18 protein-coding genes are annotated in these 23,722 nt (G+C 52.3%); 16 read left to right on the forward strand and 2 right to left on the reverse strand.

Going from position 1 to position 23,722, the window contains the following annotated elements; translation table 11 throughout:
- Nucleotides 1-2 precede the first annotated feature (2 nt).
- The 14 genes from IPM28_13930 to IPM28_13995 all read left to right on the forward strand — a co-directional run bounded on the left by IPM28_13930 (nt 3) and on the right by IPM28_13995 (nt 17,339).
- On the forward strand, nt 3-1,001 hold the full coding sequence (locus IPM28_13930; protein ID MBK9174079.1) for a glycosyltransferase family 4 protein: 999 nt from the start codon (nt 3-5) through the stop codon (nt 999-1,001).
- Nucleotides 998-2,122, forward strand: a complete 1,125-nt coding sequence (locus IPM28_13935) for an NAD-dependent epimerase/dehydratase family protein (protein MBK9174080.1) — start codon at nt 998-1,000, stop codon at nt 2,120-2,122. Before IPM28_13930 ends, IPM28_13935 begins: the two co-directional genes overlap by 4 nt.
- A 7-nt stretch (nt 2,123-2,129) precedes the next feature.
- On the forward strand, nt 2,130-3,074 hold the full coding sequence (locus IPM28_13940; protein MBK9174081.1) for a class I SAM-dependent methyltransferase: 945 nt from the start codon (nt 2,130-2,132) through the stop codon (nt 3,072-3,074).
- A gap of 257 nt (nt 3,075-3,331) precedes the next feature.
- Complete coding sequence (locus tag IPM28_13945) at nt 3,332-5,026, forward strand: carbamoyltransferase (protein MBK9174082.1); 1,695 nt, start codon at nt 3,332-3,334, stop codon at nt 5,024-5,026.
- Between the two features lie 105 nt (nt 5,027-5,131).
- On the forward strand, nt 5,132-6,148 hold the full coding sequence (locus IPM28_13950) for a class I SAM-dependent methyltransferase (GenBank protein MBK9174083.1): 1,017 nt from the start codon (nt 5,132-5,134) through the stop codon (nt 6,146-6,148).
- Nucleotides 6,149-6,188: 40 nt separating this feature from the next.
- Nucleotides 6,189-7,523 (forward strand): glycosyltransferase family 39 protein, encoded by a 1,335-nt coding sequence (locus tag IPM28_13955; GenBank protein MBK9174084.1) that lies wholly within the window; start codon nt 6,189-6,191, stop codon nt 7,521-7,523.
- A gap of 4 nt (nt 7,524-7,527) precedes the next feature.
- Nucleotides 7,528-9,411 (forward strand): asparagine synthase (glutamine-hydrolyzing), encoded by a 1,884-nt coding sequence (gene asnB, locus IPM28_13960; protein ID MBK9174085.1) that lies wholly within the window; start codon nt 7,528-7,530, stop codon nt 9,409-9,411.
- Entirely contained in the window at nt 9,412-10,176 is a 765-nt protein-coding gene (locus IPM28_13965) for a class I SAM-dependent methyltransferase (GenBank protein MBK9174086.1), read from the forward strand.
- Nucleotides 10,173-10,901 (forward strand): NTP transferase domain-containing protein, encoded by a 729-nt coding sequence (locus IPM28_13970; protein MBK9174087.1) that lies wholly within the window; start codon nt 10,173-10,175, stop codon nt 10,899-10,901. Before IPM28_13965 ends, IPM28_13970 begins: the two co-directional genes overlap by 4 nt.
- A gap of 49 nt (nt 10,902-10,950) precedes the next feature.
- Nucleotides 10,951-11,451 carry a dTDP-4-dehydrorhamnose 3,5-epimerase family protein gene (locus tag IPM28_13975; protein ID MBK9174088.1) on the forward strand — a complete coding sequence of 167 codons (501 nt, stop codon included), beginning with the start codon at nt 10,951-10,953 and terminating at the stop codon, nt 11,449-11,451.
- Nucleotides 11,448-12,788: a glycosyltransferase gene (locus IPM28_13980; protein MBK9174089.1), complete on the forward strand. Its 1,341-nt coding sequence runs from the start codon at nt 11,448-11,450 to the stop codon at nt 12,786-12,788. The genes IPM28_13975 and IPM28_13980 overlap by 4 nt, the downstream gene beginning before the upstream one ends.
- Before the next feature lie 20 nt (nt 12,789-12,808).
- Nucleotides 12,809-14,614 (forward strand): hypothetical protein, encoded by a 1,806-nt coding sequence (locus tag IPM28_13985; GenBank protein MBK9174090.1) that lies wholly within the window; start codon nt 12,809-12,811, stop codon nt 14,612-14,614.
- A gap of 25 nt (nt 14,615-14,639) precedes the next feature.
- Nucleotides 14,640-15,923, forward strand: a complete 1,284-nt coding sequence (locus IPM28_13990) for a hypothetical protein (GenBank protein ID MBK9174091.1) — start codon at nt 14,640-14,642, stop codon at nt 15,921-15,923.
- Between the two features lie 33 nt (nt 15,924-15,956).
- Nucleotides 15,957-17,339, forward strand: coding sequence for an O-antigen ligase family protein (locus IPM28_13995; protein MBK9174092.1), 1,383 nt, complete (start codon nt 15,957-15,959; stop codon nt 17,337-17,339).
- Here IPM28_13995 and IPM28_14000 read toward each other — a convergent pair.
- Nucleotides 17,320-20,376: a tetratricopeptide repeat protein gene (locus IPM28_14000; GenBank protein ID MBK9174093.1), complete on the reverse strand. Its 3,057-nt coding sequence runs from the start codon at nt 20,374-20,376 to the stop codon at nt 17,320-17,322. The two genes, IPM28_13995 and IPM28_14000, sit on opposite strands and share 20 nt — an antisense overlap.
- Before the next feature lie 126 nt (nt 20,377-20,502).
- Here IPM28_14000 and IPM28_14005 point away from each other — a divergent pair, with 126 nt between their 5' ends.
- Complete coding sequence (locus IPM28_14005; protein MBK9174094.1) at nt 20,503-21,018, forward strand: hypothetical protein; 516 nt, start codon at nt 20,503-20,505, stop codon at nt 21,016-21,018.
- An 85-nt stretch (nt 21,019-21,103) separates the two neighbouring features.
- Complete coding sequence (locus IPM28_14010) at nt 21,104-21,841, forward strand: hypothetical protein (protein ID MBK9174095.1); 738 nt, start codon at nt 21,104-21,106, stop codon at nt 21,839-21,841.
- Nucleotides 21,842-21,891: 50 nt separating this feature from the next.
- Here the strand turns inward: IPM28_14010 and IPM28_14015 are convergent, their stop codons facing one another.
- A complete protein-coding gene (locus tag IPM28_14015) occupies nt 21,892-23,667 on the reverse strand; it encodes a hypothetical protein (GenBank protein ID MBK9174096.1) in 1,776 nt (591 codons plus the stop codon).
- Between the last annotated feature and the right edge of the window lie 55 nt (nt 23,668-23,722).

The following is a 23,722-nucleotide window of genomic DNA, read 5'->3' on the forward strand; positions in this document are numbered from 1 at the left end:
ATTTGCAAGAATTTGGTTGGCAGATAGATTGGTACCCATTTGAAGACGACGCGCTACACGAGCTGCTTTACAAACCGGGCAGATCTGTAGCGAAAGCAAAGCTCATCGCTTCGAACTACATCAGGCATTTGGGAACGGTTTTGAACGGATTGGAATGCGACGGGTTGTTCATTTATCGAGAAGCTGCCTTGATCGGACCTGCATTGTTGGAGAGACGGCTAAAGCAACTTCGGGTGCCGATGATATACGACATTGACGATCCGATCTTTTTGCCCTACAAAAGCCCCGTGAACAGTTGGGGTAGCCTGCTCAAGTTCTCGCGAAAGACCCACTCGCTTTTCAAAATGAGCGATCGCGTTATTTCAATAAACAACTTGATCGGCGACTATGCGCGAAAGTTCAACTCTGCAGTATCGATAGTTCCGAACTGTGTCGATACTGGCATTTACCGACCGGTACGGAAGGACAGAACCGCACGACCAAAGATCGTATGGACCGGCAGCGTTAGTACACTTCAGAATCTGCAGAGTGTTGCCGGCCCACTACGAGCGGTACAGGCTGAATACGGTTGTGAAATAATTGTCATTGCAAATGGCGAGACCGAAGTCGACGGGGTTGACATAGAGTACCGTTCGTGGTCGCCAGAGGTCGAGATTTCGAGCCTGCAGGAATGTGATATCGGCATCGTTCCCTTACTTGATCTGGATTGGAACCCATGGAAGTTCTTTCTGAAGACAGTTCAGTACCTTGCAGCTGGACTTCCGGTGGTAGCAAGGCGGATCGGATCGAACAGCGAAGTTATTCAAGACGGTGTGAATGGATTTTTGGTTGATAATGAGGAAGGGTGGTTCGATCGTCTGGGTCAGTTAATAAACGACCCCGCCTTGCGACAACGGATGAGCAATGCGGCCCGGAAATCAGCATTGGCCGAGTATTCTTTGGATTCACAGATACCGCGTGTCGCCAGTATTTTTCGGGAAGTGTATGGAGGTAATGATTGAGTAGCTACAACATTTTAGTTACCGGCGGGGCCGGTTTTATCGGGTCGCATTTGGTAGATGCATTGGTAGAACGAGGACATTGCGTTCGGATCCTGGATTCGATCGTTGAGCAGGTGCATATTGGCGGCAAGGTTCCGGAGCACTTGAATCCGAACGCGGAGTTTATACGTGCGGACGTTTGCGATGCCGATGCGGTGGCCAAGGCTCTGGACGGCATTGAGGTGGTCTATCACGAAGCGGCCGAGGTCGGCGTCGGACAATCGATGTACGAGATCGTCCGCTACGTGAAGGCGAACGATCTGGGTACGGCCGTTTTGCTTGAGGAAATGATCAAGCGGAAAGATCAGTTCAAGAAGCTGATCGTGGCGTCGTCGATGTCGATCTACGGCGAAGGCGCTTATCGCAATCCGGCGACAGGCGAGACCGTCAACCCACAGCTTCGCTCCGACGAACAGCTTGCGGCACACGAATGGGAATTGCGCGTCGGGGATGTCGAGCTCGAGCCCGTAGGCACGACCGAAGAAAAGCCGCTTTTTCCGACCTCGGTCTACGCGGTCTCGAAACAAGACCAGGAACAATATTGTTTGGCGGTCGGCCGAGCTTACAAGATCCCGACCGTTGCTTTTCGCTACTTTAATGTTTACGGCACGCGGCAGGCTCTATCGAATCCTTACACCGGCGTTTGTGCGATATTTTCGTCGCGGCTGATGAACGATCAGGCTCCGATGATCTTTGAGGACGGTGAACAGTCGCGCGATTTCGTGCATGTTTCAGACATCGTCCAGGCAAATTTGCTTGCTCTCGATAATGATGCGGCTGATTACCAGGCCTTGAATGTTGGAACCGGCAGCGCGACCTCTGTACGCGAGATCGCTCAGCTTTTGGCAAAGGGACTCGGAAAGGAGATCGAGCCTGAGATCGTCGGTAAATATCGTGAAGGTGACATCAGACACTGCGTTTCTGACATTGCAAGGGCGCGTGACGTTTTGAAATACCAGCCAAAGGTTGACCTTGAAACAGGTTTGGCGGAACTGCTGGATTGGGTCCGAAGTGAAAATCCCAGTGATCGAGTACAGTCGGCGAGAGCTGAACTTGTAATGAGGAATCTAGTGAAGGGGTGAGATTCTCATGAGTTTGCTCGATTCAACAAAAAGTGTTTTGACTGGTCCGAACGGTGTGAAATGGCAGGCTGCTGAAACTGAATGTCCCTTGTGTAAATCCAACGACCATCGACTTATCGGCTTTCGCGGTGGTTTGTACCATCGCGACAAGCTTGGGGTCGAATCTAGGGTTGTTCAGTGTCGGCAATGTGAGCTTTATTACGCGGATCCCGTTCTACTCCCACTTTCAAATCCGTATGCGGCCGAAGGCGAGTATTTTATCAATCACGACCGAAGTTGGAAGGTCGATCAGGGAGCGGAATTGGCGAATCGGGTTGAAAGCATCATTGGACGCAAGGGGAGAATAATTGAACCGGCTTGTGGAACCGGTGATTTTTTGCTCGGCGCGCAACGGGTGGGTTGGGAAGTTCGCGGCGTGGAAATGACGCAGTCATTTGTGAGCGAAGGGCACAAAAACGGATTGGATATTGAATATGCATCGGTCGAACAAAGTAAATATCTTGACGAAGAGTACGACGCGATCTTCATGTTAGCGATGCTTGAGCACTTGTACGATCCGATTAGTATGCTCAGAAAAGCAAATTCCGCTTTGAAGACAGGCGGAATTGCCGTCATCAACGTTCCGAATGAAGTGACTTCCTTGGTAAACACGCTGGGCAACGTTTATGTAAAAGGTACATATGGGAGCAAATGGACCATGAGTCTGAGCCCAACGTTTTCGCCGTATCACGTAGTTGGGTTTTCACCAAGTTCCTTACGAACTGCTCTTGAAATGACCGGCTTTGAAGTTGTTGAGCTAAGAACTGATAGCGGTGTAAGTGTTCTGCCAAAGCCGAAGGGCTTGAAGCAGAGCCTTGAGAGTATCGGATTGCGGTTACTTCTGGCCGCAGGTAAGGTGGCTGACAAGTTTAACCGGGGTAATGAGATAATGTGTTGGGCGAGAAAGAGATAGAACTCGGCTTCATTTCACTTTCCGCCGAAATAGCTCAATTGTCCGTTAGGACCACGAGTTCGAAATTCGCAGCAAGCAATTTGAAATTTTAACACGAACTCGTTCGGTTGAGCGTTATTGAAATTTGAGACTCTACTCGGTTTCGGTCGCAGTTGTCATTGTAGTATAAGGAAATGGATGTCACGACCGTTTGCAGACGGCAACTGCTGAACTGGCGGCGCACAGTTTGGTAAAGTAATTTTCTGGCAATGTATATTTTGGGACTAACAACTTTGGGGGATTCGGCCGCAGCACTGATCAAGGACGGCAAACTGGTCGCGGCGGCCGAGGAAGAGCGCTTTTCGCGAAAGAAACATCATCTCGGATTTCCGTATAAGGCGATCCGTTTCTGTCTCGACCAGGCGGGAATTGAGCTTGGGGACGTAGAGCACGTCGGGCATTATTGGAAGCCCTGGTTACTCCGCCATAAAGCGATGCAGGCACTAAAGGCGGGCCTGATCTCGCCGGCGATGTTCAAAGCACGCGCCGATCGCGGCGTAGCGCAGGTCAGCGAAAGCTACTTGGGAATGTTCAAACATCCAAAGCGGCTTAGGGAACATTTTGGTCCAAGCGATTTCAAATTTCATTATTTAGAGCACCACCAAACCCACGCTGCATCGGCTTTCTTTGTTTCACCATTTGAAACGGCGGCGATATTGACGTGGGACGGGACGGGTGAAGACACCACGACTCTCTTCTGCAAGGGGAAAGGCAACAAAATCGAGGTATTGAAACGGATCAAGCTGCCGCACAGCCTTGGGCAGTTTTACTCGGCTGTTACCAACTATATCGGATTCGATATGTTTGCCGGCGACGAGTGGAAAGTGATGGGGCTCGCGGCATACGGCAAACCGCGACATTACGATTTCTTTCGCGAAAAGGTCCTTACCACGAACGGACGTGGCGATTTTAAGTTCAATATAAAGGTTCTTGACCATCATCTGGCAAAACACTATCAGTTTCCTGATGCGATCATCAAAGAGCTTGGGCCGGCCAGAGAGCCGGGTGCGGAACTGACAGAACATCACTGGGACATTGCCTGTTCTGCGCAGAAAGCCGTCGAAGAAACGGCCATTTACCTTGCGAAACAGTTGAAGGAAATGACAGGTGAAGAGAATCTATGCATGGCCGGCGGCGTCGCGTTCAATTCGGTGATGAACGGCCGGATCTTTCACGAGACTCCATACAAGCGGTTCTACGTGCAACCGGCCGCCGGTGACGCAGGCTGTTCGCTTGGCGCGGCGTTGATGGTCTGGCATCAAAAGCTGGGCAATCCGCGCGGATTTGAAATGAATCACGCTTACTGGGGACCCGGATTCACGAACGAAGAATGCCGGGCGGCGCTTGATTCTGCCGGATTGCAATACGAAACGCTTAAGGATGATGAGTTGCTGCCGCGGTTGGCAAAGATGATCAGCGAAGGAGCGATCGTCGGTTGGTTCAACGGACGGATGGAACTCGGGCCGCGTGCATTGGGCGCTCGGAGTTTTTTGGCGGACCCGAGGCGTGAGGACATGCGTGAGATACTTAATCACAAAGTGAAGTTGCGTGAGTGGTTTCGGCCCCTAGCGCCCTCAATGCAGGAAGAGCACGGCCGCGAAGTATTTGGTGTTGAGCATCACGACCCGTTCATGATCACGGTGATCCAGGTTGCCGAGGAATATAAGGCAAGAATACCGGCGGTCGTGCATGTTGACGGAACCGCACGTCCACAAATGGTAAGCCGGAAAACTAATCCGCGGTATTGGAACCTGATCGACGAATTCAAAAAGATCACTGGCATCCCGATGCTCCTCAACACATCGTTCAACGTTCAGGAACCGATCGTCTGCACGCCAAATGACGCAATAAATACCTTTAAGAACGCGAACTTCGATGCGTTAGTTCTTGAAAATAATATTGTGTTGCGGTGAGTTGAATCAGAAGAGATTAATTAAGGATCGAACCCTATCTTCCGTATGCGAGAACGACTTCTAAGTTTTTTACGTTGCCCAGATTGTAAGTCGTCGCTATCTGCAATGACAATCGTATCAAACGATGCCGAGATTGTAGACGGACTTTTGTATTGCAAGGACAAGCACTATTTTCCCATTGTTCGCGGCATTCCCAGAATGTTGCCGAGTTCTCTCGAAGATCATTGGGCTGAGATCAAGACAAAAGTTGGTGACGAGATGTCGGAAGAGTTAGCGCTTTATTTGGACGACAAGGCCGGCGCAAGGACCCGCAAGAGTTACGACACTCGAACGAAGGTCAATTTCAGTAACGAGTGGGACAGTCACGAGATCGGCGGGAAGACTTGGACAATGGAATTGAAAGACAGGGTACAGTGGTATTTCTTGGATTCGATTCGAATAGACAAAGATGACCTTTCGGGTAAATTGATGCTGGATGCTGGTTGCGGGAACGGCAGTCAATCCGTCGCCTATTCCGAATTCGGTTTAGAGGTATTAGCTCTTGACTTAAGTACAGGTCTCGAAAAGGGCTATGCTTTCATCAACGTATATGCTAATGGAAAACCGGAAAATGTCCATTTTGTACAAGCGGATCTACAGAATCCGCCTCTTGCACCAGATCTTTTCGATATTATTCATTCTGCAGGGGTACTGCATCATACACCGAACACCGAGAAAACATTTCGAGCTCTTTGCCCTTTGCTGAAGAAAGGCGGCACTTTTTATGTATGGCTATATAAGTATGAGAAACTGGTAACTCCAATCGTCGATTCAATGCGAATCGCGACTACCCGGATTCCTGCTCCGATCTTTGCGGCACTCGCGGAAATCGCCTCGCTTCCATTCATCGCATTTTGTTGGACAGTGAATAAGTTGCGTATACGACAGTATGAGACGCCAAATCAGCACGAGGCAGCGATCGCGGTGCATGACATTTTCGGGGCGCCATATGCCCACTATCACGATTTCAACGAGGTTGCTGACTGGTACACATCGGAAGGATTCGATGAAATATGGGAATGCAACGATGGTCGCCGCGGTTTTGGCGTGTGCGGGCGAATGAGCACGACCGAAAGTACTTGAGTCTCGTTCTCCAATGGTTGCTTCTGGCAAATTAGTATTCATGTTCACTTTCTTTGCAATGATCTTGCAGAGCCTGTTGTTCTTCCTGGATAAGCCCGACGAATTGATGGCGATTCCCTTGATCCTGATACTCGGTGGGGCGGGCGCGTTCTACCTCACACGCAACACGAGGGACCCTGATACCGATTTTCAGGTGAATATCTTCTTGTGGGCTTTTTCAGCTCGTTTGTGGATGGGGATGATGCTTTACGGATGGGGGCTCAGCAATGTTTTCGGAGACGAAGATTCTTCAGGGTACCCAATTGGCTGGTCGTTCGCGAAGAATTGGTATGAGAACGGCTTTGACGGATTTGTAAACAATCTCGGTCAGGTCTTTTTTGAAAGGCAGAACGTTGGCCAAGGGCTGATCTGGGCGATTCCGACCTTTATTGCAGGCGGCGAGAGCCGAATGATCGTTTCCGCCGTGAACAGTTTTTCCGGTGCAGCTTTGGTCATAGTTATTTTCAGAATTGCGAAACGAGTCTTCGATTCGCCGACCGCTAGAATTGCCGCTGTTCTGGTCACGTTTTGGGCGTCTAATATCCTTCTTTCCGCGAGCACCGCGAAAGAGATGCTCGTGATCTTCTGTGAATGGGCGATTCTATACCTTCTGATCCGAAATCCGAATGGGCTGAGCATCAAAGACGGGCTGGCATCGATACCCGCTTTCCTGGCGGTCTTTACGATGCGTTTTTATGCCCTCTATTTGCTAGCAGCTGCGGCCGTGTTCAGGTTTCTCGTTGCCAGCCCCAAGAATCTTTTTCGGAATGTTGTGTTTGGTTCGGTTCTGGTCGCTTCCATAATGATCTTTCTGGGTGCCGGCGGTGCTATTTCCCGCGACTTTGAGCGAATCGAGAGGTTGAATTCTCAGGTCGATTCGTGGCGAGAGGGCGTCTCTCAAACTACTGGTTCGGGCATTGAAGTCTATTCAGAATATGAGTCAACTTCGGTTGCGATCCCGGTCGCAACTGTCTATTTCTTTCTTGCACCGTTTCCCTGGGAGGCATTCAGCGGCACCGCGCGTAATGCGTTCGGGGCGGCAGAGAATCTCTTTATAATCGCGATTCTGATCGTCGGCTTTCCGGCCATACGGATCTTTTTCGGCGATAAGTTCGTTGACATGGCGCCGATCTTTGCGTTTTGCGCTCTGTATGCCGGAATGCAAATCTGGGGACTCTCGAACGTTGGTTTGGCTTGGCGGCATAAGCAAACCGTTATGCCGCTATTCTTCATGCTGGTCGCAGTCGCAATAACCCAGCGCAAGGCCGGTTGGCAAATGATAACAGGTCGCATCAACCGCAACAGACGCGGACTGAATGTGATAAGGGCAAACTGATCCCGTGTGCGGAATCGTCGGAATCGTAAATAACGGAGACCGCAAGGCAAGCCGCGAGGTCCTCGAAAGAATGAACCGGGCGATCCTGCATCGCGGGCCGGACGACGACGGTTTTTATGTGAACAAAAATGTCGGCCTTGCGATGCGAAGATTATCGATAATCGACCTCGCGAGCGGCAAGCAGCCGATCCGTAATGCCGATAATACAAAATGGATAGTATTTAACGGCGAGATCTATAACTATCAAGAGCTACGGAAAGACCTGGAGAAACGCGGACACCGATTCTATACGAATTCGGACACCGAAGCGATCGTTCATCTTTATGACGAATACGGTGTTGACTGTTTACAGCATCTCCGGGGAATGTTCGCCATGGCTATCTGGGACGAAACCGAGCAGGACTTGTTCCTTGCACGCGATCGCGTCGGCAAAAAACCACTGCTGTATTCGCTTCAGCAAAATGGCGATCTGATATTCGGATCAGAATTCAATGCCGTCCTGCAGCACCCCGATATTTCACGCGAAGTGGATAACGAGGCGATCGATTCCTATTTGTCTTATCTCTGTGTCCCCGCACCGATGACCGCCTTTAAGGCGATACGCAAACTTGAACCGGGCCATTGGATGAAATGGAAAAGCGGGCAGATCGCAATGGAGCGCTATTGGCTCCCGGATTTTTCAAAGAAGATCAAGATAACGGAAGAAGAAGCGATCGACGAAACGACGCGGATACTACGCGAATCGACGAAGCTGCGGATGATCTCGGAAGTTCCGCTTGGTGCGTTCCTTTCCGGCGGGGTTGATTCGTCAACAGTTGTCGCCTTGATGGCTCAGGAAAGCTCGGGTCCTGTAAAGACATTTTCGATCGGATTCGAAGAACAGGATTTCAGCGAACTCAAATATGCGAAACGCGTCGCCGAGCATGTCGGGGCTGAGTATAATGAGTTTATCGTTCGGCCAAATGCGTTAGAGATACTGCCGACTTTGGTCGAGCATTACGGTGAACCGTATGCCGATTCGTCCGCGATACCGACATACTACGTCGCAAAGGAAACCCGAAAACACGTCACAGTTGCGTTAAACGGTGACGGAGGCGACGAGAGCTTTGCGGGCTACGAACGGTATGCAGCAATGAAGGCCGCCTCCACCTTCCAAAAGATCCCGGCCGTGGTCCGCATGATGTTCGTGGAGAATCCCCTTAGAATCATGCCGGCACTGGGACCCGGAAATCGGCCGATAGAACGGTGGATAAACTTTCTCAGAGCTTCGGCATTATCGAAAGAGGAGCGATACTTCAAATGGGTCTCTACGTTTGATCACAACGCAAAAGCAACGATGTATACCGATGAATTTCGAGCTTCCCTTCTCGGAAAGCAGGCATTTTCTACGATCGGGAAATGGTTCTCTAGCGAGAATGGGATCGGTTCGCTCGATTCACTTCTTCGGATCGACCAGCTGACTTATTTGCCCAATGATCTTCTAACGAAAGTTGATATCGCGTCGATGGCGAACTCATTAGAGGCCCGTTCACCGTTTCTTGATCACAAACTTATTGAATTCGCGGCCTCGATCCCGGAGTCAATAAAGATGAACCGGTTCGAAACGAAATCGTTGTTAAAAAAGGTAGCGGTTCGGCTCGTTCCAAAGGATGTTGTTTATCGGAAAAAGATGGGTTTCGGCGTGCCCATCGGAAAGTGGTTTCGAAGCGAAATGAAGAACCTCGTTTGCGATGCCCTTTTGTCAAGTCGGTCAATGCGACGGGGCCTGGTACGGCCGGACGTTGTGACGCAATACGTCAAAGAACATATTGACGGCAAGGCTGATCATTCGTTCCGCATTTGGACGCTCCTTATGCTTGAACTCTGGTTCCAGCGATTCATAGATTAGATGAAAACCACACGAGCCGAAGTCGAGGGGTACTTCAATCGGATTGCCAAGAGCTATTCTAGGAAATACTCGCGCGATGACACGTTTCTTTATTACTTCTTTAACGAGCGACTTGCCGAAGCGACTCGCGGAGTAGATCTCGGTGACAAAAGGGTACTCGATATTGGTGCAGGAACCGGGAATCTCTATGACCATTTAAGGACGCTCAACTCTACTTGTGACTATTATGCTGTTGACATTGCCGCCGATATGCTTGAAAACAGCAATATTCCTGCTGACCGGCAATTTGTTGGCGAAGTAGGGCGAATCGAATTACCGCATAACGAGTTCGATCTGATGTTTTTATTGGGTGTTACGACATATTTCGGGGATGAGCGACTCGAAGAAATGCTCGATTGGATGAGCAACAACCTCTCTTGCGGTGGATCTGCGATCATTACTTTCACTAACAGGAGTTCGCTTGACTGGAAATCGCGAAGGATTTTTAGGTTTTTCGGAAAGCGACTTTTGCCCAAGCGGTTTGTTCTTGCCCAGGATTTCGTCGTATTTCCGCGAAGCGTCGATCAAGTCCGGGCGATCATCGGATCTAGATTCGACGTAGTGGATTTAAGATGGTTAAACCACACGGTGTTTCCGCTGAATCAGCTTTTTAAGGGGCTGTCGGTTATGTTGGCTCGTAAGATACACGAAATCGGAGCTGGCCGCAGACTTATGGGGGCAATAAGCTCTGATTTTCTTTTGGTACTCCGCAAGAGCGATCAATGAAAGGTGTGATACTGGCGGGTGGGCTTGGTTCTAGGCTTTTTCCGCTTACAAAAATTACGAACAAGCATCTGCTGCCGGTCTACGATCAGCCGATGATATATTATCCGCTCCGGACGCTCATAAATGCCGGCATCGACGACATAATGATCGTGACCGGCGGAAACTCGGCCGGCGATTTTCTGAAGCTGCTCGGAAACGGCAAAGACTTTGGCCTAAAGCACCTGAACTACACCTATCAGGAAGGTGAGGGAGGTATTGCCGATGCCCTTTCGTTGGTCGAACATTTTGCCGATGACGAACCGATCTGCGTTGTTCTTGGGGACAACATCATTGAAAAGAACATCTTGAATGCAGCGAACGCATATCGAACCCAGGGGAACGGCGCGAAGATCCTGCTCAAAGAGGTACATGATCCACAGCGGTTCGGGGTACCAGAACTCGACGGCGATCGCGTCCTGAAGATCGAGGAAAAGCCCACTGAGCCAAAGTCGAGTTATGCGGTGATAGGCGTTTACTTTTATGACAACACGGTCTTTGACGTGATCAAGACGCTCGAACCCTCTGACCGCGGCGAACTTGAGATCACAGATGTTAATAATCACTACATCGCGCGCGGCGAAATGACGTGGAACGAGCTTGACGGTTGGTGGACCGATGCGGGCACGTTCGAGAGTTTGCTTCGTGCATCGAACATGGTCGCCGATACCGGTGCGAACAACGTTTAGCTGTCCGATCCGTGTCTCAGAACAACCATTTGAACTTAGGATTTCGGTTATGTCCAATTCAGCGAAAAGAGTTTCAGAGTTTGTCGTTGGCGAGATAAAAGGTGTCGTCGTCTATCCGCTGAAGAGATATTTCGACGAGCGAGGATGGTTGGCCGAGCTGTTTCGACATGACGAATTAGCCGAAGAGTTCTATCCCGTAATGTCCTATATTTCATTCACGAAGCCTGGCATTCAACGCGGTCCTCATGAACACGTCGGCCAGGCAGACCTTTTTTGTTTCATAGGTCCATCGACCTTTAGGATGCGGATGTGGGATAACCGCCCCGATTCACCTACCTTCAATCATATGATGTCGTTCGAGGCCGGCTTCGAGGATCCGCTGGCGGTCGTGGTCCCGAAAGGCGTCGTCCACGGATATAAGAACATCGGGAATGTGGACGGCATGGTGATAAACTGCCCGAATCGGCTCTATATGGGCCACGGGAAGAAAGAGCCGATCGATGAGATCCGGCATGAAGACGACCCGGAAACGATCTTCCGGATGGATTGATCATCGGTGCGGGCGGCTATCCGCACCTCATATATGAAGCGTCAAGCGATCAATACCCACGCGACACCATTTCTCGCACGTCTCACCCCTCGTCGATGAAGGTCCTCAGAATAATTGCTCGTCTTAATGTCGGAGGGCCGGCCCGTCATGTCGTTTGGCTGACCGAGGGACTGAATGAGCATGGCTATCGGTCAACGCTTGTCGCCGGCACGGTGCCGGACGGCGAAGAGGATATGAGCTACCTGGCGGCAGATCACGGACTAGAACCGATCTACATAAAAGAGATGAGCCGCGAACTATCTCTGCTCGACGTTGTGTCGCTTTGGAAGATATACAGGTTGGTTCAGAATCTGAACCCAGATATCGTTCATACGCATACAGCAAAGGCCGGAACGATCGGCCGGCTTGCCGCTTTCGCATACAGATGGCTTACACCTGGTACACTCATCGGTCGGCCGCGCCGATTGGTTATAGTGCACACATTCCACGGGCATGTCTTTCACAGCTACTACGGCAGGCTAAAGACAAACTTCTTTTTGACCGTCGAGAGGATTCTTGCCCGTACGGCTACCGATAAGATCGTCGTCATTACAGAGCAGCAGTTCGAAGAGATAAGCTCAAAGTTCAGGGTCGGAGATCCGAACCAGTTTCGGGTGATCAGGCTGGGAATCGACCTTGCACCATTTAAGGCTATTCGTGAACGCAATGACACGATACGCTCCTCGATCGGGGCCTCGGAGAACGATCTCGTCGTCGCGTTTGTCGGTCGCCTGACCGAGATCAAGGATCTTTCGCTTTTGTTGAAAGCGGTCGCCGGCTATCGAAAGGCAAACGACAAGGCCCTGCCGAATATCCGGCTGATCGTCTGCGGTGATGGCCATTTGCGGCGATCACTAGAGACCGAGGCTTTGCAGCTTGGTATCGCCGACGGTGTATCATTTGTCGGAAATCGCCGCGATACCGCAAGCATCTATGGAGCCTCAGATATCGTCGCCCTTTCGTCGCTTAACGAAGGTACTCCTTTGTCTCTGATCGAGGCGATGGCGGCCGGCCGGCCGGTGATATCAACCTCTGTGGGCGGAGTCGTCGATCTCTTAGGCACGAAAAACGAGAGTCTTGAAAGTTTTGACGTTTGTGAGCGAGGGATCGGTGTTGCCGCAGGTGCAGTTGACGGATTCATCAATGGCTTGATTTATCTTGCAAAAGATGAAAGATTACGGAAAAGCCTGGGCGAGGCTGGCCGTTCGTTCGTTGTCCAAAATTACTCGAAAGAACGTCTCATTAGTGATGTCGACAGGTTGTACCGAGAATTGACGGCCGAGGCAAGCGAATTGTAACTTGTACGTTTGCGTCCCTAATGCAGCACATCTCGATTAGTCCCATATTGGCGTGCATCGTCGGAATCGCTGTATCTGCGATCCTAACGGTCGCCGTTCGTGCTTTCGCCAGGCGATTTGGCCAAGTTGCAAAACCAAAATCCGACCGATGGCATAAGCGTCCGACTGCGATGCTCGGCGGCGTTGCGATCTTCCTTACGACGATCGCGATGTATGCTGCCTTCGTCCCGAGATCGACCGAGTCGCTGGTAATGCTTGGGGCTGCGGCATTTCTTTTCTTTGTCGGGCTTTTGGACGACATCGTTAATATAAAGCCGTATCAAAAGTTGATCGGGCAGCTTGTAGGGGCCTCGATCATTGTCGGTTCCGGAATGCGGCTGCCGTTGACCGGTTCCGAGCTCTTCGATGTCTGGATCACCGTTTTTTGGCTCGTCGGCATCACGAACGCGATAAATCTGCTCGACAACATGGACGGCCTGGCCGCCGGCATTGCGGCGATCGCCGCCGCGTCACTGGTGATCGGCTTAGTGGTCAACGGACAGACCACCGAAGCGGTCTTCGTCGCGATATTCATTGGAGCCTTGCTCGGTTTCCTGATCTTCAACTTCAATCCCGCGTCGATCTTCATGGGTGACTGCGGATCGATGTTCGTTGGGTTCTTGCTGGCAAGTTCGGTACTGTTGAGCAGCACGGGAGGCCGTTCACGCGGAATCTTCTCGATCCTCGCGGTCCCTGTTCTGATTCTGTTTGTTCCGATCTTTGACACAACGTTCGTCACTATCCTGCGCAAAATGTGGGGCAGAAAGGCTTCACAGGGCGGCCGCGACCACACATCGCACCGATTGGTCGCGTTAGGCCTCTCCGAGCGTTCGGCAGTTTTAATGATCTACGGATTTGCTTTGGCTGCCGGTGTGCTCTCGCTGATCGTCAGCCAACTCCAAACGACACAGAGTCTCGCCCTGATCGCCTTTTTCACGATCATTCTTGCGATCATCGGGGTCTATCTTTCGAAGGTCAAGGTCTACGATGAACGCCAGGAGGATCTTGCCAAAAAGAACAACGCCGTCTTTGCGTTCTTGGTAGATGTTTCTTACAAGCGACGTATTTTCGAGGTGATCCTTGATGTTCTCTTGATCACGCTGGCCTATTACGCGAGCTATGTACTTCTCTTCGGTTCGTTTGAGGAAAGCGGAAACTGGCTTCTTTTCATCCAGACGCTGCCGCTGCTGGTCGTCATCAAACTTTTTTCATTTCTTGTAACGGGCGTTTATCGCGGACTCTGGCGGTACACAAGTGTCAGCGACCTGATAACATTCGTCAAAGGCGTCACTTTGGCAAGCGTTCTGAGCGTTGTAGCAATATTGCTGATCTACCGGTTCGAGAATTTCTCGCGCGCCGTGTTCTTTCTCGACGGCGTGCTGCTGCTATTTGCGATCGTCGGCAGCCGTCTGGCTTTCAGAATGATACGCGAGCTATTGCCGATGCCGCATGCAGGCGATGGACGCCGCGTCCTGATCTACGGAGCGGGCGACGGCGGTGAAATGGTTCTAAGAGAACTGCGAAACAATCCGCAGTGGCAGCTTAGGCCGATAGGCTTTCTTGACGACGATCCTCGAAAGAAAGATAAGGTTATAAATGGGCTCAAGGTACTGCTCCCCGAAAACGATCTTTCCGAGATCTGTCGTGAACAGGAGGCAGACGAGGTCCTGATCTCGTTTCGCGAGAATGATGCCGACCGGATCGCCGAGATAAAACGTTCATGTCGAGACGCGGGTGTCGGTCTTAAGAGAGCACAGATACACATCGAGACCCTGGACATCGAATAGCCAAAGGCCGCCCGCAAACCGCTAAGTGGAAAACCTCACGATCGCGATCGAAACCAATTCGAAACGCCTGCTCCTTTTGGCGTTCGGATCCGCAATGCTCGTTTTTGCTGGCTTGTCATTCGTCTGGGGCATTGCGAATACAGCTGCAATGCAGGCCGAGGAGAAAGAGCTTGCCGAACTGATGGTGACGTTGGCGCCGAGTGATCCGCAAACGCATTACGCCGCTGCGCTTTTGCTTGACGGCTCATTTGAGCCTTCAGATTTCGAGCGTGCGAGTTATCATTATGAACGAGCAGCGGCGCTCGCACCCTATAACTATTTTCTTTGGTTGGAGCTCGGCCGGGCACGCGAACGTAGGGGAGATAGGGAGGGCGGCCTCAAAGCACTTGGAAAGGCAAAGGAGCTTGCACCGAACTACTCGTCAGTGCGATGGTCAGTCGGCAATGCGCTTGTCCGTCAGGGTTCGGTCGAGGAGGGTTTCGACGAGATCATCGGGGCGGTCGGAGGCGACGAAAAATATGCCTCTCCTGCGGCCGGTCTCGCCTGGCAGATCGCGGAAGGCGATGCAGCGATAGCCAGGCGATATCTGCGCGGCTCGACTGAAGCGCTTGGCGAACTGGCGGTGACGATAGCTCGCGACGGCCGCCTCGACGATTCGATGGCAATTTGGAGCGAATTGCCTAAAGGTGAGAAGACGTCGACATTGAAGAAACAGGGTGAAGGGCTTTTAGCCCGCATGATCGAATCGAAGCACTTTCGAAATGCGGTAACGATCACGAACGATATCGGCGGCGATGACGAAGGCCCGTTGAGAGGCAAGATCGTAAACGGGGGATTTGAATCACCGGTAAAACAGCCAACCGCTTCGATCTTTGACTGGCAGATCGGCACTGGCCGATCGCCACAGATCGCTTTAACCGACGGGCATAAACGCTCGGGCAGCTACAGTCTTGTACTTGTCTTCAATCCCGCGGAACGAGGAAAGATCGACCGGCAGTTGTCGCAAACGATCGCGGTTGAACCTGGAAGGACCTACACACTTCAGTTGTTTTATCGGGCAAAACTCGAAACAAGCATCGGTCTCCGCTGGAAGATCATCAGTGCTGCCGATGGACAGGCTTTGGCTACGAGTGAGGTTCTTATGAACAACTCTGAATGGGCAAGCTCGAAAACTAGATTCAGAATACCTGTTGGTACTGACGGCATCGTATTGTCGTTAATACGCGAAAACTGCGTCGCAACGCTCTGCCCCCTTTCGGGCGAGATCTGGTTTGACGATCTTGAATTGATCGAAGAGCCTCAGGCATAACGGCATGATCAAATGGATCGCTCAAGCAAGAACTTGATTGAACATAAAACACCATTTAACCGGGCGATATTCGCCTATTTGTTGACGATCCCGGTAATATCGACGCTTGCATACGGTGCCGTAGACAGTTCAGCGATCGGCATACTTGCGGTTCTGGCGTTTTGCATTGTCGCATTATGGATAGCCGATTCGATCTCGTTGGGTCGGATGGAGATCAATCTGAATGCGCTCCAGCTGCCGCTTCTTGCTTTGGCCCTGCTCGGTGCTGTCCAGCTGCTGCCGTTCGCGGCTCACGGGGTCGGCTCCGAGCTGATCGGGACCGACGTAGTGAGGACGCTTTCGATCGATCCTTATTCGACCCGGATATTCATTGTCAGGGCGGTCGTATTTATCGTTTTCTTCGCCGCGTTTCTCACTTTCGTCCGGGACCGAAGCCGAATTCTGGCCACATTGGTCATTACGATCACATTCGGAGCGTTTTTGGCATTCTTCGGGATTCTTCAAAGGCTTGCCGACCTCGAAGCGATCTACGGATTGCGGCCAACGCCGCAGGCAGTCCCGTTCGGGCCGTTCGTCAATCAACATCATTTCGCATCGTTCATGCAAATGACCGCGGGGCTTGCTCTCGCCCTTGTTATCGGAAGGTCGATCGGCCGGGACAAGCGTATCTTCGCTTGGGCAGCGATATTGGTTATGACGCTCGCCATTATCTTTACCGGATCGAGGGGCGGCCTCATTGGCTTCTTGACCGTAATCGCTTTTGTGATAACGGCAACGTTTTCGACGAGGAATGGCCGAGACAGATCGGACGCCGTAATGACGACGCGCGGACGTGGGCCGACGATGATCATCGCTGGTTCAGCGGCGATCGCCGGGATCATGATCGTCATCGGCCTGGCGGTGTTTCTGGGAGCCGGCGACAACTATTTTCGAGGGATCGGACTCGATGGCTCTCCCCCCGACCCGACGAGCGGGCGGCTGCACTTTTGGGCCGTTGCCTTAAAGATCTTTGCTGCTAATCCGGTGTTCGGTGCCGGACTTGAATCCTTTGGTGTGGCGTTCACAGCATTTGATACGCGGAATGGGGTGTTTCGGGTCGAATATGCCCACAACGAATATTTGCAGATGCTGGCTGATGGCGGCGTGGTCGGCCTTGCGATCGTTGTATCGTTCGTCTTTCTTTTATTTAGGTCTGGACTGCGGTCGATCGCAAACTCAAGCGACGGTCTCACCCGCGCGGTCTCGATCGGCGGAATGGCAGGATGCTTTGGAATACTCGTCCACAGCTTTTTTGATTTTCCGCTGCGAACAACATCGAACGGATTCTATTTCCTGATACTGGCGTCGCTCGCAACGCTTTCATCGGTGGCTGCGAAACGCGGTGCGGACTTTCCGGCTAGCGTACGTTCACGGTGATGTCTTTTTTTCCGCATGGAGATTGAAATTCGACCTTGTATGAGCCCGTTCTGGTGCTCAAGGAACGGATCACGAAAAACGCTCTGCCCGCAACACCGGCGATCTCGGGTTCGAATTTGACCTCGACGTCCTGAGGATCGCTGGAGACACCGTTGACGGTCTTCACGTCGTTCGAGCCATCGATACCGACGAGGATACCGACGCTTCCGCCGCTATTTATCAAAGAAACGTTCTCTTGACTGACGTCGATCGTACAGGGCTTTATCGCCGTAAGCGGTTCTTTCAATGGGACGATCCTAGGCCGCATCGATCCGCTCGGTATTTCAGCGCTCGGTTCTGCGGTCTTCTGCTCGGCTACCAACTGTTCTGTCTTGGTATTTTCAGGTTCCTGTGATCTCGCGATCGGCCGGTCGTTATCGCTCGTCGGCGGCGGTCCGGCAGGAGTTTCATCTTTCGGTTTTTCAGAATCGCCGCCGGTCGTTTTCGTTTCTGTCGGCGGGCCACTATTCGCAGCGGCGGGTTTCTCCGGAGGGGTCCTTTGAGGGATCGTTATTACGATGGGCTCAAATAGGGGCTTTGCCGCTTCCGCTTTTGGTTGCTGCGGGTCATTCCCGATAATACGCTCGGTCGGCGGTTGGTCAGGCTTTGGCGGTCGTTCGGGTTCGATATTGTTCGATTCGTCCTTTACCGGAAGATCTGTAGCCGGCTTCTCATCTTTCGGCTTTGCAGTTTCCGTGTCGGTTCGAGGCGGCTCCAGTTTTTCAGTGACCGTGGATGAGACTGCCGGGGTCTCAGAGGGTTTTACTTCTTCCTTCGGCTGAGCGGGCGTTTCCGCCACCTTCACAGTCTCGCGAGAATTTTCCGGTCTTGCAACGACTTCGGATCGCGATCTGGCAGCATCGTCCTCGGGCTTGACGACAGTTTCCGGCGAACTATTCTCGGCAACAGCCTTCTCGGTCTTCGGCTCACTGCTTATTTGGCTAGGCACGATCGGCGGCAGGGGATTGGGCCCGATGCGAGCTTCAAGTCCGTCGGTCCCACCGTTGAGCTTTTTGTAAAGACCTTCGACCGTAATGTACTTAACAATATCCGGTTTGCTCGTGTCGTAGCCTTGAATAAACTGTTCGAGGGCTTCGGCGTCTTTGCCCTCAGCCGCAAGTGCTTCGCCTAGCCGCCATTTGCTCGTCCGCCACCATGCGCTTTTCTCAGGCAGGACGCTGATCGCACGCCGCAGCCGGATCGAAGCCTCGTCGGGCTTTCCCTGGAGCAGCAGTGCATATCCGGTGAGTTCCTCTATTCGACCGCGCAAAATCGCAGACAGCGTCTGTCTGGGAACATCCGGTACAACAAGAAACTCGTTACGGATCGACGCGGCCACTCGTGTTTCGTAAAGTTCGCTGGCCATGACCGCAGCTGACGGATTGGCAACGCTCAAAGCGCCGTCTGACCGCCCGGTAGCTGAGGCGACGAGGTCCAAAGCCTTTGCGACGGCCTTTCTCTTGTCGAGGAGCAATGAGGCGGCAAAGATCTGGCGATGAAACCTCATCGGGTCGTCGCCCGCCACAAACGATTCTGCCGCCTGAGCAAGAGCCGTTTCATCGGCATCGTCCTTTTTGACCAAACGTGTCAGCAGAAAGAGCGACCGCAGACTCTCGGAATCGGCTTTATCAGCGGGGCCTTTTGGAGCAAGAATGCTGGCCTGGCGTTCGGGAGCAAGGATGTCGTCGAACGATCGGTCAGCACGTTCGATCCTGCCGCCCAGACGGGTCGAGACCTGATCTTCGCCGGTCGTGAAGCTTTTTTCGAGCTCCTCGGCTGCCTCGCGAAAAAAGCCGGCCTTTAAGCGAGAGATGGCGATCTCATATTCGAGGGTTGGGAAATTTCCGTACTTACGGGCCGAAACAAGGACGCGTTCCGCATCAACCGGCTTTCCCTGCAGCATCAGCCCTCTGGCAAGTGCGATATGCGACCAAATATAACGGGGTTCGATCGCGATGGCCTTTGAAGCAAGTTCGACGGCCCGATCACCATCGTTATTCGCTGCATACCAATAAGCCGCCCCGGCGAAGAGTATGAGGTTGGTCGGGTTTCGTTCGATCTCTTGTTTGAGGGCGATCTCGGCCTCTTCTTTCTTGCCGGCATCGAACATTGCAAGGATAAGGCCGTTGCGAGCCTGTGTATCGGCTTCGTTCGCCGAAAGTATCTCACGATATAACGATTCGGCCTGATCGCTCTTTCCTGTCGCACGCTTGATCTCGGCGAGGCTTCGCTTGGTCAACTGCGACGTAGGGTCAAGCTCCAATGCCTTTGTATACGCCGTCGCCGCACCTTCAAGATCGAAATTGAGGCGATTTGCCATCGCCAGCGTTTGATATGCGACCGATGACGACGGCTCGGCCCCAATTGCCGCCTCGGCCAGACGCTTTGCCTCAGTACCGTTCTCGACGCTCAAGTAAAAACCGGCGAGAGCAAGGAGGCGGGCTGCATTCCCTGCAAAACGCTTCTCGATCGAAGCGGCGAGTTCAAAGGAAGCTGACCTTTCGCCGGAAAAGAAAACCGCGGACGGCATCTTCGCGAATACATCGTCGGCAAGCCGCGGGTCGAGCGGGTCAGGTGCGGTAATGACCGAGCGTTTGAAAAGATCGACAGCACTGGCCGTATCACCGGAATTCAGCCTTGCCTCGCCCGACGAGGCCAATGAGGCGGCAAGATAAGTTCGTGCCGTTCCGGCATGTCGGGATTCGGGATGCTTTATCAGAAAAGCATCGAATGCAGCGATCCGTTCGTCGGGCGAGGCCAATGCCTGGATCTTTTCAAGATCCTGTTTTTCCGTTTCCGGATCGGACTTTGGCGGCGTTGGCTCCACCGCCGGTTTTGGTGTCGACTTTGTTTTCGGCGTTGTCTTCGGTTTCGTTTTTGACGCGGCCGGTTTCGATGTGGTGGATCTTGACGATGTCTGCGGCTGTGATCTTGGGCGCTGCGACGAGATCGATATTTGCAGCGAAAGTAACGCAAGAATTAAAACGGTGATCTTCATAAAAACACGGCCCTTTCAGGCGCAAAGCCAAAATACGACTTTCGAAATACTAAGAGCCGGTCGCAGTCAATAAAAAATGATAGCACGAAATTGCAATAGCGCCCGACGCGGTCTTATCCTCAGCTAATGAACGAACTTGATCTGGCATGGTCGCAGATGCTCGCACAGGCCATTGAAAATGCGAAAGTATCAGGGCGTTCTGACGTTGTCGATTACCTTTCGCTAAAAGCCGCGAACGACACATTACGAGCTGCCGGGCTGAAATGGCTTCTTGATTCGGCGATCTCTATTGCGGCCGAATCCAACCGAGCTTCGGCCGGAACATCGATCGAACGAACCGAACCTCACAATTTCGAGGATCGTGGTGCCAATATGGTCGGGTCGCGATTGCAGGTCCGGCTTGGGGTCAGATGTTTGACGATCGAAGGAGGTTGGACGCGTACGCCCGCCGACGGATTCATGCGTTCGGGCTCACTCGCGTTTGCCCGGATCACTCATTTCGGGATGCCAAAGTCGAATGTTGAGATCGTCCTTACGCGTGACGAAGATCCGCCGGGATGGAGGGTCATTCAGGACGGGCAAGTTCGATGGCCGTTTACCGGAGCCGATCTTCAAAAACACTTTGATACGCTGTTCGGTTAGAGCCCGATATGCGCCCGGCTTTGTATTGCGCCCGCTAAGGTGTAAAATATCGGATTGGGAACAAGTAGAGGGAGAAATTCAAACCGTGAGATCAGAGCTTGAGAAATTGATAGACCTACAGAAGACCGATACGAACCTTCGAAGGCTAAAACAAATCGTTGATACTGCAGAAGCGAAGCGTGCTGAAATTGAACAGGAGTTCGAACAGCACGCTTTTTCTATTAGGGAGATACAAAACCGCCGTGACGCGCTGCACGCCGACCGTGCAGATCTTGAACGTCAAATAGCTGAGAACAAGACGTATTTGGAACGTGCAGATCGCAACCTGAAACACGCGCAAAATCAGAAAGAATACGAAACCGCGATGCGTGAGACCGATGCGCTGCAAAAGCAGATCGCTGCGTTCGAAAATCAGATCGTCGAAAAAATGACGGCGGCCGAAGAGGTCGAAAAAGAGCTTGCTGACCGGGCGGACGAGATAAGCGGTCTTGATTCCAAGCGAAACGAAGCTTTGAAGAGCTTTGACGAAGTGGTCTCACGAAGCGAAGCCGAATTTGCGGCCGAGACCAAGAAACGAGCTGAGGTCTTCGATACACTGCCGGCGCAGCTTGCTTCCGTTTACAATCGTCTGGCTCAGCGAAGCCGTGATGGGATAGCGGTCGCCGAGGTCGTTAATGGTTCTTGCGCGGCGTGTTTCATGTCGCTTCGCCCGCAAATGCAGCTTGAGGTGAAGCGCGGAGACAAGATCATAACTTGCGAAAGCTGCACGCGCATCTTGTACATCAGCTCGAACAACGCCGCGAACGAGGCGGCGGCAAGCTAGGCCGATCGGCTTTTCAACCGCCCTGAGAACACAGGCCGGCACATCGACAGCTATTTGGTCCATTCGTCGGCAATGTGGACATCAACCTTGATCGGAACACGCTTGACGTATTCTTCGCCGGCTTTGACCATTGCAGTTTCCAATTGCATTGCAGCTGTTTCCGCGTCTGATCCGTCGCACTCCACAATAATCTCGTCATGAACGATGTTGACCAATCTTACCGATGTGTCGCGGATCGAATCATGAAGCAACCGAAGAGCTCGCTTCAAAATATCAGCTGACGTGCCCTGGATCGGCATGTTTTTCGCGTTCCGCTGGGCCGAAGCGACCTGTTGACGGTCATTCTCATCGAATCTGAATCGGACCATTCTGCCAGAACCCGTCCGGGCGATCCGCTCGGTCGTGACGGTACTTGCGGCTTCGCGAAGCCAAGCATCCAGGCCCCGATAGGTCGAAAAGTATTTCCGTAACGTGGTTTCTGCCTCGTTCTGCGAAAGGCCGGTCATTAACCCGAAGCGCTGAGCTCCGATACCGTAGACAACCCCAAAATTCAGACGTTTGGCAAATGAACGCTGATCTGCGGTGACGCTGTTCGGATCGACATTGAATACCTGAGCAGCGGTCGTCGTGTGAAAGTCCTCGCCCGAGATAAAGGCATCGATAAACTTTTGATCATTCGAGAAATCCGCGAGTATTCTGAGCTCTATCTGCGAGTAATCAGCGATCACCAATTTCCTCCCCTCAGGAGCTCTAAAGCAACGCCGATATTGCGGTTCGTGAGGGATCTGCTGAAGATTTGGATTCGAGCACGAGAATCGCCCTGTCGGCGCACCGATCTGACGAAAATCGGCGTGTATCCGTCCGGTCGCAGGCTCGATGTATTCGAGTATGTTCTCGCCAAAACTGGTAATGGACTTTTGCACTCCGCGATATTCAAGCAGTTTTGCGATCACAGGATACTGATCTGCCAGCGGCTGCAGTTGCCAGGCGCGGGTAGAATCCGGGACCGGTACACCAAGGTTCACCAGGGCAGCAGTTACCTGAGCCTGGGAATCAAGGTTCACTTCCGCTCTCCCAAACAACGTTGCCTGTGCGACGCCGGCCGAAAGCATGTCCTGCAGTTCGTTCGATGCCGCTGCCTGCGCCGTTTTGGCCTTTTCCAGCTGTTCCCTCCATCGCGATTCATCAAGAAAGAAACCGTTGAGTTCCATTTCGGCGATCGGGGCGACACACTCGAATTCGAGTCGGGCAACTCGTTCAAGATCATCGATGCCAAGGCGTTCAGCCATTTTTTCTCGCAGCGGGATGAGTATTGCCGCATCGCGCGCCGCATATTCGATCTGCGACTGTGAAAGCTCGACCGAGCCCCAGTTGCTGACCTGTTGAGATTTGTCCAATTCGGTTCCGGTGAAATACTGAGCCGCGTCAGCGAGCGAATGTCGGCGTTCGGTATCTCCGGCTGCGATCAACTGGCTCGCTAGGTAGGTATCGAAAACACCCCCAAGTTCGCATCCAAGGTGATGACGAACCCATTTTGCGTCAAACTTTGCATTATGAGCGATCTTTGTACGCGTCGGATCGGAGATGAGATCACGAAGCGGAGCGAGAGCAGGATCTTTCCGGAGATCGCCGCGCTCCTTGAAAGGCTTTAGGTCGAAAATCGTCGCTCCCTTACCTGTGCTGAACTGGATCAGCCTGATATCTCCGCGATACGGATCGAGCTCGGTGGTCTCGGTGTCGAAGCCCAAAATCTCGACGGAACGCAGCTCTGAACAAGCCTTAGCGACCTCGTCGGGCTGATTTATCAGATGAAAATAGACTTCCATAACGCGCGAGTTGCCTGATTTGAACGTTCACAATTGTATCTGGATGGCGCCTTAA

The organism is Chloracidobacterium sp. (genome assembly GCA_016716305.1).
Taxonomy (GTDB): Bacteria; Acidobacteriota; Blastocatellia; order Pyrinomonadales; family Pyrinomonadaceae; genus OLB17.

Excerpts from the sequence above, each read along its gene's own strand:
- IPM28_13940 (MBK9174081.1), top strand. The coding sequence starts at position 2,130 with ATGAGTTTGCTCGATTCAACAAAAAGTGTTTTGACTGGTCCGAACGGT.
- IPM28_13950 (MBK9174083.1), top strand. The coding sequence starts at position 5,132 with ATGACAATCGTATCAAACGATGCCGAGATTGTAGACGGACTTTTGTAT.
- IPM28_13955 (MBK9174084.1), top strand. The coding sequence starts at position 6,189 with ATGTTCACTTTCTTTGCAATGATCTTGCAGAGCCTGTTGTTCTTCCTG.
- IPM28_13965 (MBK9174086.1), top strand. The coding sequence starts at position 9,412 with ATGAAAACCACACGAGCCGAAGTCGAGGGGTACTTCAATCGGATTGCC.
- IPM28_13970 (MBK9174087.1), top strand. The coding sequence starts at position 10,173 with ATGAAAGGTGTGATACTGGCGGGTGGGCTTGGTTCTAGGCTTTTTCCG.
- IPM28_13975 (MBK9174088.1), top strand. The coding sequence starts at position 10,951 with ATGTCCAATTCAGCGAAAAGAGTTTCAGAGTTTGTCGTTGGCGAGATA.
- IPM28_13985 (MBK9174090.1), top strand. The coding sequence starts at position 12,809 with ATGCAGCACATCTCGATTAGTCCCATATTGGCGTGCATCGTCGGAATC.
- IPM28_14000 (MBK9174093.1), bottom strand. The coding sequence starts at position 20,376 with ATGAAGATCACCGTTTTAATTCTTGCGTTACTTTCGCTGCAAATATCG.
- IPM28_14005 (MBK9174094.1), top strand. The coding sequence starts at position 20,503 with ATGAACGAACTTGATCTGGCATGGTCGCAGATGCTCGCACAGGCCATT.
- IPM28_14015 (MBK9174096.1), bottom strand. The coding sequence starts at position 23,667 with ATGGAAGTCTATTTTCATCTGATAAATCAGCCCGACGAGGTCGCTAAG.